Here is a 14,234-nt window from a genome sequence, read left to right as displayed (position 1 = left end):
CATGCCTGCCCGACGCTCGCGAGCGCTTCAATCCGCTTGGCTGTCGCGACCGGCTCCACAGTCCGGCGATAGCGTGGCGTCATGATCGAGGGCTTCCGGGCGGTAGCGCGACAGTAGCGCCCAAAGGCGTGCGTCAGTCTCGTCATCTCGCCAGCCAGAGTAGGCCTCGGGACGAAAGTGCATCTGAAAGGCGCGAGTCACGTCGCGGGTCTTGGCATCTTCCTGCCCGCTGATCGACAGGACATAGCCGTAGGCACGCAGCGCTTGTTGATACTGCGCGGTGGTTGGCGAGCACTGCCGAAACCGTTTCCGATAGTGGCGGACATCGCTATCCCGGGGCCAGGCGCCGATGCCGGCTTCGTAGAGCTTGCGCCAGGGGAAGCGCGGCCCCGGGTCGATCTTGCGTGAAGGGGCAATGTCCGAGTGGCCAAGCACGGCGGTCGGCGGCAAGCCGTAGCGCGTCACGATATCCTTTGCCAGCGCGATCACGGCATCGATTTGAGAGGGCGGATAAGCCTGCCACTGACTGCCGCGTGGCAAGCCGATGGGGCCGGCATTGACGATCTCGACGCCGATGGAGGTGTCATTGAGCTGGGTGCGTTCCCGCCAGGCACTGACGCCGGCGTGCCAGGCGCGATCCCGTTCATCCACCAGTTGCCAGACGATGGGTGCTTCGTCGTCACGGATCGCGTGGCGGGGAATCAGATAGTGGGCGCTGACGTGGGGCCCCATCAGTGTCTTGAGGGCGCGCTGCGCTTCGGAATCAGTGTAGTGCAGCACCAGGTAGCGTATGCGCTGGTTATAGGCGCTGGAGTGATGTGTCCGGTCGGCGATATAACCGTCTCGGGCTTCCCGCTGGCTCGGCGTGGCGCAGCCAGCCAGCAGGGCCAGCGATAGGACGATGCTCAGCAGCGTAGCCAGCCTGCGGCAGCGCCTGGGTGGGTTGCCTGTCATAACCTCTCCAGCAGATAGCGTGTCACCAGCCCCAGGGTCAGCGTGATCGAAAAGCTGAGCATGGTGCCAAGCAGTACGTACTCGGTCAGTTTTCGATCCCGATCCTCGTAGAGATCGCCGAAGCGCAGCACCGATTTGGCGGTGAGCAGAAATCCGATGGCGGCCATTTGATGGCTCAGTACGAAGGTCAGGATCAGAAATCGCTCGAGCATGCCGATGCGAGCGCCAGCATCCGCCAGCGTACCGCTGGTGTCCACGCCCCGGCTCCAGCGCTGCATGATCAACGCGATCAGGATCGAGGCCGGCTTGAGGGCGACGAGATACGTCAGCACGATCAGCAACGTCTGTGGCTGCCAGAGCGCGTGCCAGGCAAGCCCGAGCCGAGACAGTTCCGGCGAGACGAGCCATGTCCACAGCAACACGAGTACGCCAAGATGCAGGCTCTGGTCGAGCAGGAAATAACGAATCGGACGGTGGGTGGCATAACTCTTGAGCGCGTCCACCAGCCAGTGGCTGCCGGCGATGATCAGTACTGCCGGCAGACAGTCTCGTACCGGCACGCCGAAAGCCAGCAGGGCGACCAGGCTCAATAGCGCGTGAATACCCACATGCCAGTAGAGCGAGGGCGAGGCAAAGTGACGAGCCTGTTTTTCGGCGGCCCAGGCGCTACTCTGCAGCACGAAGTCGCCGACCACATGCACCAGCAGCAGCGATAGCAGCAGGGAGAGATCGAGATCGCTCATGCGAGCGTCTCCAGCCGTTGGCGGGTCAGGGCGAGAAAGTCTTCGATGAGTGACCAGCGGGCGGCGCCCAGTCGGCGGTTGATGGTCGGCTGGCTGCGCTCGAGTCGCCGGGCCAGTGCGCTCTGCGAGAGCTTCGTGGTCAGGCTCAGTCGTACTACCTCGGCGGCATTGTGGCTCCAGTGACTGATAATGTCGTCAGCGAAACGCACCAGCAGATCGAGTTCTTCCCGGGGCGAGGGTAAAAATAGGCCCAGGCGCTGTTGTGCGTCGTCCAGCTGGTCCAGCCCCTGGCCGGAGCGAACGAATGGCTCGCCATCCGCATCGACGAAATCCATCGAGGAGGGGAAGGTACCCTCGCCGATACCGATGGCGATGCGGGCGTCCCACATCTGACGCCGAGAGGGAGAGTGTTCGATCAGGCAGGCGCGCATCAGGATGGCTGCGGCCATGGCATCGCGAGTTCGGGGCAAGGCAAGTTGAAAGGCGTCGCCACGATAGCGCATGCCGGTAGCGCCGGCGAAATCGGTCAGGCAAGCAATACCGTTGTCGATGGCCCGTCTGAGTGCACGCTTGTCCTCGATATCACGAGATGCCACGACATCTCCGCTGAGAACGGCGATCATCGGCATAGCGAACCTCCCCCGCGCCTGGCTGATAGCGAAATGAACGGATAACGACATTCTATAGCTAAAAAAAGCTATTTCCGCAATTATGCGTAAAATAAGCTATAAATCAGAACGGGAGGCAATCATGAAAGCCATGGAGCAGCCGCCCAACCATACGGACTCGCTAATCAAGCGATGAGACATACAATAAACAAATACTGTACGTATATCCAGTACCCAGTACCCAGTACCCAGTACCCAGTACCCAGTACCCAGTACCCAGTACCCAGTACCCAGTATCCAGTATCGGAGGAGGGCAAAGGAGGGTCGAGGTTCTTGCTGAGGCGCCGGTGGTGCTCAGGAAGCGGAAGCCCCGGGCATACGGCAGTCGTTCGGGGTGTCCTGTGTGCCGATCAGGCGAGCCGAGACGCGGTTTCGCCCCTGTGCCTTGCAGTCGTAGAGGGCCTCGTCGGCACAGGCGATCATATCGTCGATATTGACCAGAATGCCGTTGGGGCTGGTCACGACACCAACGCTGACCGTCACGACCGGTGCCACCGGTGAGTAGTCGTGCGGCAAGCCGAGTGCCTGAATCATGCCGCGCATCGCATCGGCCAGCGCCCAGGCCTCTTCTTTACCGGTGTTGATCAACAGCACCAGGAATTCCTCGCCGCCTAGCCGCACCACGACATCGGTTTCGCGCCGGAAGGTATCGCGCAGTACGCCGGCGATCTCCACCAGGCAGACATCCCCGGCGGGATGGCCGTAGTTGTCGTTGTAGGCCTTGAAGTGGTCGACATCGATCATGATCGCGGACACGGTGCAGTGCAGCCGACGGCTCAACGGTACGATCATGTTGAGTCGGTGCTCCAGCATGCGCCGGTTGCCCAGGCCAGTCAGCGGGTCGTTGAGCGTCTGCTCGAGCAGTGCGGCATTGTGGTTGCGTAGCTCTTCGATCAGCTTTTCGAGCTGACGTGCCAGATAGCCGGTCACGTCCTCACGGTGGGTCAATGTTGCCGGCAGCGAACGGGCGGTATGGCCGAACTCCTGCTCCAGGCGGATCTGTTCGGCCAGCTGGCGTAGCGGCGAAAAAATTTCTTTCTGCAAATAATGCCGGCAGATCAGGAAGCCGCCCAGAGAGGTACCGATCCCCAGGGCGATCATGGCCTGCCACGAAACCAGCAGTTGGGTGAAGCACCAGGCTCCAACTAGCAGGACGGCGGCCATGCCGGCCAAGATCAGCCCAATTGGCCACAGCAGCTTGACTCGCGATTTATTGATCGATTTCAGCATGTCTCATCGTGAGTCTGGTGAAGTCAATGTGACAAAAGTTGTCGGGAACAAATCGAACACGGCGCTGTCTCAGGCGGCAAAAGCGCGCATCCGGCTCATGGTTGGTATCGGCCTTGGAGAGAATAACTGTAGACGCTTGCGAGGCTATTTCGAGCCGTGAAATGCAATTTAGCGCTGTCTCAATTAGGCTTGTCAGAGAGATTGTCCGCCGTGTGACCGGGTAAATGGTCAAAAAGGTTGAAAGTGATAAGAAAGTGATAAAAGGGGGGAGCGTCAGCATGATCGTCAAGTCTAGGCCTGTGAGTGTCGATAGTCGACCGGCGCACGACGCTCGGATGCTGCACCTCTGCCAGCATGGGGTCGGCTGTTGAGGTATTGGCCTTCGACTGGCTGCTTGGATGATTGCCTTTCTTCGATAGCGGCTCGATGTCACGTTTCAGGCTGACTTTCTTGTCAAACTAATCGCGAGCAACGGCTTTTTGAGAAAGCTTCTCTGTTGGATGGGCTATTCCAATATGAGCTCAATAAATCCTTTCAATCGATCAATCCTAAAAATATCATCATTGCCGTACTTGCAAATAAAACATATCTGGCAATAATGTGCTTGCCAATCATTCTACAACGGAAAACCTGATGTCCTTACTGAGTGACTACGTCAAGAAAGAGCAGCTGCTCAAGCAGCTCGAGGAAGAGCTGAAGCGCATGGAAGGCGACCAGCGCTTGAAAGACGAGCTCGAGTTCAAGGAGAAGCTCGAAGCCCTGATGTCGGAATACGGCAAGAAAGCTGCCGATGTCATTGAACTGTTGAGCCCAAAGCCTGAATCCGGCGCTTCCGCGACGACAGCCGCCACGTCCGCTAGCGGTCGTCGCAAGCGCAAGCTCAAGATCTATAAAAATCCGAACACGGGCGAAGTAGTCGAAACCCGTGGCGGTAACCACAAGACGCTGAAAGCGTGGAAAGACGAACACGGCAGCGATACCGTCGAATCCTGGGTGGTTCGCACCGAAGACTGAGAGCCGTCGACGAGCGGTCCACCGTTATTCGGGATTTTCTCCGTATCAGACCGCTTCACCGACTCGGTTGACACAACACCTCGCCTGCTCGCAGGCGGGGTGTTTTCGTTTAGGGTGTTCTGTCGTGTTGCCCTGTTTGGTGGTTGCTGGCTTGGAACCGGATACTGGTGCGATGCTTTTCGTCGGTCTCTTTGTCGTGGAGCCAACGACCTGATTGAAAAATTTGGAACATGGATAGGGCCGAACTGAATTATCTCCTAACAATGACCCTATAAGATCGCGCACACTCATCAAGAGTAGAAACATTAAGTAACGTTTAAACATTAATACACATTGAAGTAAGCTTTTTTGATGCCTTGTTTTTGGGTATTCATTGGATAGGCAATGGTGGCACCTGTGCCCACGCCGTTGGCGATGGGCTGGCTGGTGGCATGATATTGGCCGCTGCCAATAGCGAATGCTATTCGACACCTTTTTACCCCCGTAGAAAGAGGCATGGTGCGGCTAGTTACCCCCGTAGAGAGGCATGGCGCGGCTTGGTCTTACCGCCCCGCGGCGGTGCCAGGATCCGGCGAACCGGAATCGTAACGGTAATCGCTTGAGAGAAAGTGGATTGCTTTGACCCATGGCCCGCCTCGCAGCGGTTGTTTTGCCGAGCCCGCCGCGCCGCATGGATGATTTTCCCCTACCGATCGGCTATCCTGCAGGTCACCTAGCGGCGAGCGCACAACAGCGCTAGCTGGAACGGGCCCCTCATTTCGTCGGTTATCACTCTTTTCTTTAGCAACTGCCGGCGGAGTAGATGAGTGCCAATCTTCACTCCGGTTTTGTCGTCGCTCGGCTTCCCCGATCCATTTTGTCGAGATGTGAACGAATATACCCCTATGCCACGCCATATGAACGAGCGCGATAAACTGCGCAAATTTCGAGAGCTGGATGACGCCTTCGCCCAGGCGCTGAGAGAGCTCGACGGCGGCGCCAGTCGCCACGAAAAAGAAGAAGAAAAGGAAGAAGTTGTCGCCAACTCACCGGGCTTTGAAGATCGCCTGCATTCGCTGATGAATGAGTACGCGCTGACGCGGGTGAATGTACACGAGATGCTTAGCACTCTTATTGAATACCGACGAATTTCCTAGCCGCCTGTTCCAACCATTGACGTTTTTCTACCGCAATGTCTCTCCCCAGGCGCTCTCACCGTGGTTTTGCCGTTCGAGTTCTAGGGTGTCTGCCGTCGCCGACATCGTCGCAGGCATGACAACAGAAAAATCATCGCCTTAACGGTGGGATGGCCTGCGTCACTCGCTTAGAATGAATGTGGGCCCAACATGCCGCGATAGGTGTGTTGCGATGAGACCAGGATCGTCCATTTGCCCTACACCGTTGTTATAAAAGGGCCATGGGAATCCGTCCGTCGATAATCCTCGGGCGGTAGCATGCCTGTTTCTCCTGACATGAGTATTTCATGACCCTTCCGGCCATCGTCACTTTGGTCCTGATCGTTTCCGTACTCGGCACGCTGGCATTCTCCCGTATTGCGCCCGATGTCATCCTCATGGCGGCATTGGCGTTTCTGGTCGTCTCCGGCATTTTGACGCCGGGCGAAGCGCTCGAAGGGTTTGCCAATCCCGGCGTGATGACCATTGCCACGCTCTATGTCGTGGCCGCCGGTCTCAAGGAGACCGGCGCCATTCAATGGATCGCCCGCAGGCTGCTCGGCAGCCCCGGCCAGCTTCGTCAGGCGCAGCTTCGGGTGCTGTTGCCGGTTTCCGGGCTGAGTGCCTTCATGAACAACACCACGGTGGTGGCCATGTTCATCCCGGCGATTCAGGAGTGGGCGGCGCGGCTCAAGCTGCCCCCGTCCAAGCTGCTGTTGCCGCTCAGTTACGCGGCCATTATCGGGGGCACCTGCACGCTCATCGGTACCAGTACCAACCTGGTAGTGGATGGCCTGCTGCAGAGCCGCATGGGCGTGTCGCTCAGCATGTTCGAGCTGGCCTGGGTGGGGGTGCCGCTGGTGCTGGTCGCGGGCACCTTCATCTATTTGTTCGCGGCGCGCCTGCTGCCGGACCGCCAGAGCGTGCTGGAACAGCTCGAACAGGCGCGAGAATACTCAGTTGAAGTGGTCGTGACCGCGGCGGGGCCGCTGGTCGGCAAGAGCATCGCGGATGCCGGCCTGCGCAGTCTGGCGCACGGCTATCTTGCTGACATCGAGCGCGGTGGCGATCTGATGACGGCGGTGCCGCCGGAGACGCGCCTGGCCGCGGGGGACATCCTGATCTTTATCGGCGCGCCGGAGTGTGCGCGCGAGCTGCGTCGAATTCACGGGGTACAACCCGCCAACGGCGACGTGCGCAAGCTGAATATTGCGAACCATCGTCGCTGTCTGGTCGAAGCCGTAGTCAGCCCGGATTTCACCGGTATCGGCCAGACCGTCAGGGCATCGCGTTTTCGTTCGCGCTATCAGGCGGTCATTCTATCGATCTCGCGCCACGGCCAACGGCTCGATGGCAAGGTTGGCGATATCGTGCTTCAGACCGGCGACACGCTGCTGCTCGAGGCGGACCAAGAGTTCGTCTCGCAGTATCGCTACCGCAAGGACTTCCTGCTGGTCAGCGCGCTGAACGACTCCACGCCGCCAGATTTCCGCAAGGCGCCCTGGGCGCTGTCCATCCTCGGTATCATGGTCGTGACCAGCGCTACCGGCTTGCTGAGCATTTTGGAAGCGGCCTTTCTGGCCGCCGGCGCGATGCTGGCGACGCGCTGCGTGACCGCCAGCAAGGCGCGTCGTTATCTCGAGCTCTCCGTACTGATCGTCATCGCGGCATCCTTTGCCCTCGGCGCCGCGATGAGCAAGACCGGCGCCGCTGCACAGATCGCCCAGTGGCTCCTGCTGACGGATGATCTTTCGCCCTGGCTGGCGCTCGCGCTGGTTTACCTGATGACGGTGATCTTTACCGAGCTCATTACCAACAACGCCGCCGCCGTGCTGATGTTTCCGGTGGCGGTCTCGATCTCGCAGCAGCTCGAGGTCGATTTCATGCCGTTCGCCATTGCGATCATGTTTGCCGCCTCCGCTAGTTTCATGACACCGCTCGGCTACCAGACCAACCTGATGGTACTAGGGCCCGGCGGCTACCGGTTTGTCGACTATCTCCGGCTCGGCGCGCCGCTGAGCGCGATCGTTGGGGCGTTGGTGATTGGGCTCGTGCCGCTAGTTTGGCCTTTCTAATCGGATTTAACGCGGTGTTATACGTGCCATAACAATCAACCTGAGTCCATTGGAAATAGTGGATTCAGGTAATGGAAGTTGGGTTTTAGGGGGAAGGATGTCTCACCAATCCGAATTGATCGCAGAAAACATCGAAGCTTATCTCAAGGAGCACGAGAGCAAGGATCTCCTGCGCTTCATCACCTGCGGCAGCGTCGACGACGGCAAGTCGACCCTGATCGGGCGCCTGCTGCACGACTCCAAGATGATCTACGAAGATCAGCTTGCCGCCATCACCCAGGCCTCGAAGTCCAGCGGCACCACCGGCGACAAGGTCGACCTGGCGCTGCTGGTCGACGGCCTGCAGTCGGAGCGCGAGCAGGGCATCACCATCGATGTCGCCTATCGATTCTTCTCGACCGACAAGCGCAAGTTCATCATCGCCGACACCCCGGGCCACGAGCAGTACACCCGCAACATGGCGACCGGCGCCTCGACCGCGAGCCTGGCGGTGATTCTGATCGATGCCCGCTACGGCGTGCAGACGCAGACCCGTCGCCACAGCTTCATTGCCGATCTGCTGGGCATCCAGCACCTGGTGATCGCGGTCAACAAGATGGATCTGGTCGACTACTCGCAGCAGCGCTTCGACGAGATCGTCGCCGAATACGGTGAAGTCGCCGAGCGGCTCAAGGCGCGCGACATTCGTTATGTGCCGATGTCGGCGCTGGAGGGCGACAACGTCGTCAACAAGAGTGAGCACATGGGCTGGTATGCCGGACCTGCGCTGCTCGAGCTGCTGGAAACGGTCGAGATCGCCCATGATTCGAACCTTTCCGACCTGCGCCTGCCGGTGCAGTACGTCAACCGCCCGAACCTCGACTTCCGCGGCTACTGCGGCACGCTGGAAGCGGGCATCCTGAAGCCCGGTCTCCGGGTGCGTGCATTGCCTTCCGGCAAGACGAGCGAAATTGCCAGTATAGTGACCTATGATGGCAATCTGGAGGCGGCGTATCCCGGTCAGGCGATCACCGTAACGTTGCGTGATGAGATCGACATCTCTCGCGGCGACTGGCTGGTGGGGGAAGACGAAGCCGTGCCCATGGCCTCCGCCTTCGAAGCGGATATCGTCTGGATGCACGAGAGCCCGCTGGAGCCCGGCAAGCTCTACGATCTCAAGCTTGCCACGCGGGAGCTGGCCGGCAAGGTCGCCGCCATCGACTATCAGGTCGACGTCAACACGCTGGAACAGCGTCATGCCGACCAGCTGGACCTGAATGCCATCGGCCGCTGCCGGGTCGAACTGACCGCGCCCGTACCGATCGACGACTACCGCACCAGCCCGGGTACCGGCGCCTTTATCGTGATCGACCGCCTGACCAACGTGACCGTCGGGGCGGGCATGATTCATCGTAGCGATGAGAGCGAGCTGCCCTACGAGTACCGCACGCACGACAGCAAGGCGGATGTGGTCTGGAATCGTTCCAGCGTGACGCCCGCCATGCGCGCGCAGATCAAGGGCCACACGGGCAAGTGTATCTGGTTCACCGGTTACTCCGGCTCCGGCAAATCGACCTTGGCCAACGCACTGGACGTCGAACTCAACCGGCGCGGTTATCACACCATGCTGCTGGATGGCGACAATATCCGCCATGGGCTGTGCAAGGATCTCGGCATGAACGATACCGATCGCGCCGAAAACATTCGTCGTGTCGGGGAAATCGCCAGGCTATTCGCCGAGGCCGGTATCATCGTCATCACCGCGTTTATCTCACCGTTCCGCAAGGATCGCGAGGAGGTGAGGGCGCTGTTCGACGAGGGCGACTTCATCGAGGTTCACGTCGATACTCCGCTGGATATCTGCGAGCAACGCGATCCCAAGGGCCTCTACCAGAAGGCGCGGGAAGGCAAGATCCAGGACTTTACCGGTATCAGCAGTCCCTACGAAGTGCCGACAGGCGCCGAGGCGACCCTGAAAACGACCGAAGCCAGTCAAGCCGAGTTAATTGCCGGTTTATTGAAAAAAATCTAAGTCTTCAGGAAACATAATCTTTATGTGCGGAATTGTTGGCGCCATTAGCCCTCGCAACGTAACTCCTATCCTGCTGGAGGGCTTGAAACGGCTGGAATATCGTGGCTATGACTCTGCGGGCGTCGCGGTAATTCATCAGAACCGACTACAACGAGAACGTGAGATTGGCAAGGTGGCCGGGCTTGAAGCCAAGCTCCAATCCAGTGAGCTCAGTGGTCAGATCGGTATTGCTCACACTCGATGGGCAACCCATGGTAAACCGAGCGTGGACAATGCTCACCCTCAAATGTCCGGTACGGATGTCGCTGTCGTTCATAATGGTATCATCGAGAACCACGAACGGCTCCGCGACCAATTGGCGGCGCATGGTTATGTATTCGCGTCAGATACCGATACTGAGGTAGTCGCCCATCTCTTTCATTATCATTACCAACTAGTCAATACGGAACCGAATGACGAGCGTTTAATACGGGCTTTCCGCGAGACACTTGAAGCACTACAGGGAGCCTATGCACTGTCGATTTTACATACAGAACATCCTGGAGCTCTCTTGTGTGCCAAAGTGGGAAGCCCACTGGTGATTGGTGAAGGGAGTGAAGAGCACTTTATTGGTTCCGATCCTCTCGCGTTGCTCCAAGTGACCGATCGCTTTATCTACTTGGAAGAGGGGGACTACGCGCTAGTCACGCGGGACGAAAAGCGTATTTACTCGCTCTCTGAGTCCGGCATGGTAGAAGTCGAACGTCCTATCGTTCGTTACGAGCATGGTGATCACGCTGCTGACAGGGGGGAATTCCGGCATTTCATGCTCAAGGAAATCCACGAACAGCCCCGGGCACTGCGCGACTCTCTAGCCGGTAAATTCGGACAGGCCGGCGAGCTGCTTGCCTCCAGTCTTGGGCCGAATGCCGAAAATATACTGAGGTGCGTCAAGCAGGTTCAGATCGTTTCGTGCGGGACGAGCTATCATGCGGGGCTCGTCGCCCGTTATTGGCTGGAAGCGTTAGCAGGCGTGCCATGCTCAGTCGAAGTCGCCAGTGAGTTTCGGTATCGCCAAGTGGTGGTACCCGAAAACACCCTATTTGTGACCATTTCGCAATCGGGCGAGACGGCGGATACTTTGGCGGCCCTACGCTTTGCCAAGACGAAGGGCTATCTGGCTTCACTGGCGATTTGCAACGTTCCTGGCAGTTCACTGGTCAGAGAGTCTGACTACCGGTTATTGACGAACGCCGGCCCGGAGATCGGCGTTGCCTCGACTAAGGCCTTTACGACTCAACTGGCTGTATTGCTATGGCTTACCGCTGTTATCGGCCAAGCACAAATGCCAGCCGCGAGCCGAGTCGAGCTCATCAATGCCTTGAGATCATTACCGGATCACGTGGCCAGCGTGCTAGCGCTCGAGCCGGCCATTGAACGCCTGGCCGCGTATTTCGCCAATAAGCACCACACACTGTTCTTGGGCCGGGGCACCCATTACCCCGTGGCAATGGAAGGGGCGCTCAAGCTCAAGGAAATTTCCTACATTCACGCCGAAGCCTATGCGGCGGGGGAGCTTAAACACGGCCCGCTGGCGCTCGTCGATGAAGAAATGCCCGTCGTCACAGTGGCACCGAGCAACGAGCTACTGGAAAAGCTGAAAAGCAACCTGCAGGAAGTACAAGCGCGAGGCGGGCAACTGATTAATTTCGTCTGTGAAGAAGCCCACTTTAAAGATAATGACAACGTGACGAATGTCTGCCTACCCAAGGTGGACGATTGGATCGCACCCATCGTCTACAGCGTACCCCTGCAGTTACTGGCTTATCATGTTGCCTTAGTGAAGGGCACCGATGTCGACAAACCTCGGAACCTTGCCAAATCCGTGACCGTCGAATAGCTTTTGCGATAATTTAACTAAAGAAGTTTTCTCTACATAAATAATGCTCAAGGGATTATGACCATTAAGACACTATGCGTATTTGGTACTCGCCCGGAGGCCATCAAAATGGCGCCACTCGCGCTCTCGCTGGCCTGTGATCAACGTTTTGACGCCAAGGTTTGCGTTACCGGACAGCACCGCGAAATGCTTGACCAGGTACTGGATCTGTTTTCTCTCGTTCCCGACCACGACCTCAACATCATGAAACCCGGTCAGGACCTTACTGATGTCACAACGGCAATCCTGCAAGGTATGAAAACCGTTTTGGCCGAGGTTAAGCCGGACATCGTACTGGTCCACGGGGATACGGCGACGACCTTGGCGACAACGTTGGCTGCCTATTACCAGCAGATTCCCGTGGCGCATGTGGAAGCAGGGCTTAGAACCGGCAACATTTATTCACCCTGGCCGGAAGAGGCCAACCGCAAGTTGACTGGCGCCCTGGCCGAGCTTCACTTTGCGCCGACCGAGCGTTCGCGGCAGAACTTGCTCGAAGAGGGAGTGCCGACAGCTAAGGTGCATGTTACCGGCAATACCGTCATCGACGCCTTGCTGGATGTCGTGCGCAAACTCGAGACGGAACCGGCGTATCAACAACGTTTCTCACAACAGTTCGATTTCTTGCAGCGGGACAAGAAGCTGATACTGGTAACTGGGCACCGACGCGAAAGTTTTGGTGGTGGGTTCGAACGGATTTGCAAGGCGCTGCATGATACGGCGGTCAGTAATCCTGATACGCAGATCGTTTATCCAGTCCATCTGAATCCAAATGTCAGAACACCGGTGAAAAAGTTCTTAAGCGACGTCGATAACGTACATCTGATCGAGCCATTGGATTATCTGCCTTTTGTGTATCTGATGAACCAGGCCGATATCATCCTGACGGATTCTGGCGGTATTCAAGAAGAAGCCCCTTCTCTTGGCAAACCAGTGCTGGTGATGCGCGAGACCACTGAACGTCCCGAAGCGGTACAGGCTGGCACGGTCAAGCTCGTGGGTACCGATGTAGATACCATCGTCGGCGAACTTCAGAGCCTGCTGACCGATCAGGATGCGTATGAAGCGATGAGCTATGCCCATAACCCGTATGGTGATGGCAAATCCTGCCAGCGAATTCGTGACATTCTTGCCCAGCGTTGAGTATCTATCTTTAAATTATTGCTAGGAGTTGTTCCAGTGGAATTTGATACTATTTCAGTTGTTGGTCTCGGCTACATCGGCTTGCCCACGGCAGCTGTTATCGCTTCTCGCCGGAAAAAAGTCATTGGCGTCGATGTGAACGAACAGGCCGTTAATACAATCAACAAAGGCGAGATTCACATCGTCGAGCCCGAACTCGACATGATCGTTCATGCTGCCGTTAAGCAAGATTATCTCAAGGCAACGACGACACCCGAACCGGCAGATGCTTTTCTGATTGCTGTGCCGACCCCATTCAAGACCAACCCCGAACATAGCAGTCACGAACCGGACCTGACCTATATTCGGGCCGCCAGTCAATCTATCGCGCCCGTACTCAAAAAAGGTGACTTGGTCATTCTGGAATCGACCTCGCCGGTGGGCGCGACAGAAAGCATGGCTGGTTGGCTGGCCGAGGCGCGGCCAGACCTGACTTTCCCGCAGACACACGGCGAGGATTCGGACATTCGCGTTGCCCATTGCCCCGAGCGTGTATTGCCGGGCCACGTGATTCGTGAGCTGGTGGAAAACGACCGTGTAATAGGGGGCATGACCGCCAAGTGTTCCCTAGCGGCAACAGATCTCTACAAGATATTCGTGGAAGGTGAGTGCATCACCACCACGGCGCGCACTGCAGAGATGGCCAAGCTCACCGAAAACAGCTTTCGTGACGTGAACATCGCCTTCGCCAATGAGCTTTCTATTATCTGCGATAAGCTGGATATCAACGTCTGGGAGCTGATCCGCCTCGCGAATCGCCACCCTCGTGTCAATATTCTGCAGCCTGGCCCCGGGGTTGGCGGCCACTGCATCGCCGTCGACCCGTGGTTCATCGTCAGCGAGACGCCAGACGAGGCTCGGCTGATTCGTACGGCGCGCGAAGTGAACGATGGCAAGCCACAGTGGGTGGTCGACAAGGTAAGCGAGGCAGTAGGCAAGTTCTTGTCGGCCAACTCCGATAAAACCGCAAAAGAAGTTTCCATCGCCTGTTTCGGTCTGGCTTTCAAGCCGGATATCGACGACCTGCGTGAAAGTCCGGCACTTGCCATTACGCAGAAAATCGCGGCTTCCAACCCGGGCCAGACGCTGATTGTTGAACCTAATATAGACGCGCTGCCTGCTGATAAACTAAATGGATGCAGACTGGTTACCACCGCGTATGCGATTGAAAGTGCTGATGTCATCGTTCTGCTAGTAGATCACAAGCAGTTCAAGAACATCGAACCGCAATCGCTTGATGAGGGCTACCTTATCGACAGCCGTGGTATTTGGTCCGTCTGACATA

11 protein-coding genes are annotated in these 14,234 nt (G+C 57.6%); 7 read left to right on the top strand and 4 right to left on the bottom strand.

Annotated elements, in window-relative coordinates; genetic code table 11:
* Positions 1–27: 27 nt before the first annotated feature.
* From MC381_RS03875 to MC381_RS03860, 4 genes are all read right to left on the bottom strand, one after another.
* Complete coding sequence (locus MC381_RS03875; protein WP_251976423.1) at positions 28–954, bottom strand: N-acetylmuramoyl-L-alanine amidase; 927 nt, start codon at positions 952–954, stop codon at positions 28–30.
* Positions 951–1,697 carry a DUF3307 domain-containing protein gene (locus MC381_RS03870; RefSeq protein ID WP_251976422.1) on the bottom strand — a complete coding sequence of 249 codons (747 nt, stop codon included), beginning with the start codon at positions 1,695–1,697 and terminating at the stop codon, positions 951–953. The genes MC381_RS03875 and MC381_RS03870 overlap by 4 nt, the downstream gene beginning before the upstream one ends.
* The gene (locus MC381_RS03865; RefSeq protein ID WP_251976421.1) at positions 1,694–2,293 is read right to left on the bottom strand and encodes a hypothetical protein; all 600 of its coding nucleotides are present in this window, start codon (positions 2,291–2,293) and stop codon (positions 1,694–1,696) included. Before MC381_RS03865 ends, MC381_RS03870 begins: the two co-directional genes overlap by 4 nt.
* Before the next feature lie 366 nt (positions 2,294–2,659).
* A complete protein-coding gene (locus MC381_RS03860) occupies positions 2,660–3,595 on the bottom strand; it encodes a GGDEF domain-containing protein (protein ID WP_251976420.1) in 936 nt (311 codons plus the stop codon).
* A 633-nt stretch (positions 3,596–4,228) separates the two neighbouring features.
* Between MC381_RS03860 and MC381_RS03855 the strand changes: the two genes are divergently transcribed.
* The 7 genes from MC381_RS03855 to wecC all read left to right on the top strand — a co-directional run bounded on the left by MC381_RS03855 (position 4,229) and on the right by wecC (position 14,230).
* Complete coding sequence (locus tag MC381_RS03855) at positions 4,229–4,609, top strand: histone-like nucleoid-structuring protein, MvaT/MvaU family (protein ID WP_251976419.1); 381 nt, start codon at positions 4,229–4,231, stop codon at positions 4,607–4,609.
* An 806-nt stretch (positions 4,610–5,415) separates the two neighbouring features.
* Positions 5,416–5,745 (top strand): hypothetical protein, encoded by a 330-nt coding sequence (locus tag MC381_RS03850; protein ID WP_251976418.1) that lies wholly within the window; start codon positions 5,416–5,418, stop codon positions 5,743–5,745.
* A 326-nt stretch (positions 5,746–6,071) separates the two neighbouring features.
* Positions 6,072–7,838 carry an SLC13 family permease gene (locus MC381_RS03845; RefSeq protein WP_251976417.1) on the top strand — a complete coding sequence of 589 codons (1,767 nt, stop codon included), beginning with the start codon at positions 6,072–6,074 and terminating at the stop codon, positions 7,836–7,838.
* A gap of 97 nt (positions 7,839–7,935) precedes the next feature.
* Positions 7,936–9,849 carry a sulfate adenylyltransferase subunit CysN gene (gene cysN / locus MC381_RS03840; protein WP_251976416.1) on the top strand — a complete coding sequence of 638 codons (1,914 nt, stop codon included), beginning with the start codon at positions 7,936–7,938 and terminating at the stop codon, positions 9,847–9,849.
* Between the two features lie 22 nt (positions 9,850–9,871).
* Positions 9,872–11,728 carry a glutamine--fructose-6-phosphate transaminase (isomerizing) gene (gene glmS / locus MC381_RS03835; RefSeq protein WP_251976415.1) on the top strand — a complete coding sequence of 619 codons (1,857 nt, stop codon included), beginning with the start codon at positions 9,872–9,874 and terminating at the stop codon, positions 11,726–11,728.
* 108 nt (positions 11,729–11,836) lie between these two features.
* The gene (gene wecB / locus MC381_RS03830; RefSeq protein WP_374708159.1) at positions 11,837–12,910 is read left to right on the top strand and encodes a non-hydrolyzing UDP-N-acetylglucosamine 2-epimerase; all 1,074 of its coding nucleotides are present in this window, start codon (positions 11,837–11,839) and stop codon (positions 12,908–12,910) included.
* A 36-nt stretch (positions 12,911–12,946) separates the two neighbouring features.
* Positions 12,947–14,230: a UDP-N-acetyl-D-mannosamine dehydrogenase gene (wecC, locus tag MC381_RS03825; RefSeq protein ID WP_251976413.1), complete on the top strand. Its 1,284-nt coding sequence runs from the start codon at positions 12,947–12,949 to the stop codon at positions 14,228–14,230.
* Positions 14,231–14,234 lie beyond the last annotated feature (4 nt).

It is taken from the genome of Salinicola avicenniae (assembly GCF_023736115.1).
Lineage (GTDB): Bacteria > Pseudomonadota > Gammaproteobacteria > Pseudomonadales > Halomonadaceae > Salinicola > Salinicola avicenniae.
The sequence above is the reverse complement of the archived record's forward strand: the minus strand, read 5'-3'. Positions and strand labels throughout refer to the sequence as shown.

What these genes read in the sequence shown, in the direction of transcription:
- MC381_RS03875 (WP_251976423.1), bottom strand. Translation starts at nt 954, where the DNA reads ATGACAGGCAACCCACCCAGGCGCTGCCGCAGGCTGGCTACGCTGCTG.
- MC381_RS03870 (WP_251976422.1), bottom strand. Translation starts at nt 1,697, where the DNA reads ATGAGCGATCTCGATCTCTCCCTGCTGCTATCGCTGCTGCTGGTGCAT.
- MC381_RS03860 (WP_251976420.1), bottom strand. Translation starts at nt 3,595, where the DNA reads ATGCTGAAATCGATCAATAAATCGCGAGTCAAGCTGCTGTGGCCAATT.
- MC381_RS03855 (WP_251976419.1), top strand. Translation starts at nt 4,229, where the DNA reads ATGTCCTTACTGAGTGACTACGTCAAGAAAGAGCAGCTGCTCAAGCAG.
- MC381_RS03845 (WP_251976417.1), top strand. Translation starts at nt 6,072, where the DNA reads ATGACCCTTCCGGCCATCGTCACTTTGGTCCTGATCGTTTCCGTACTC.
- cysN (WP_251976416.1), top strand. Translation starts at nt 7,936, where the DNA reads ATGTCTCACCAATCCGAATTGATCGCAGAAAACATCGAAGCTTATCTC.
- glmS (WP_251976415.1), top strand. Translation starts at nt 9,872, where the DNA reads ATGTGCGGAATTGTTGGCGCCATTAGCCCTCGCAACGTAACTCCTATC.
- wecB (WP_374708159.1), top strand. Translation starts at nt 11,837, where the DNA reads ATGGCGCCACTCGCGCTCTCGCTGGCCTGTGATCAACGTTTTGACGCC.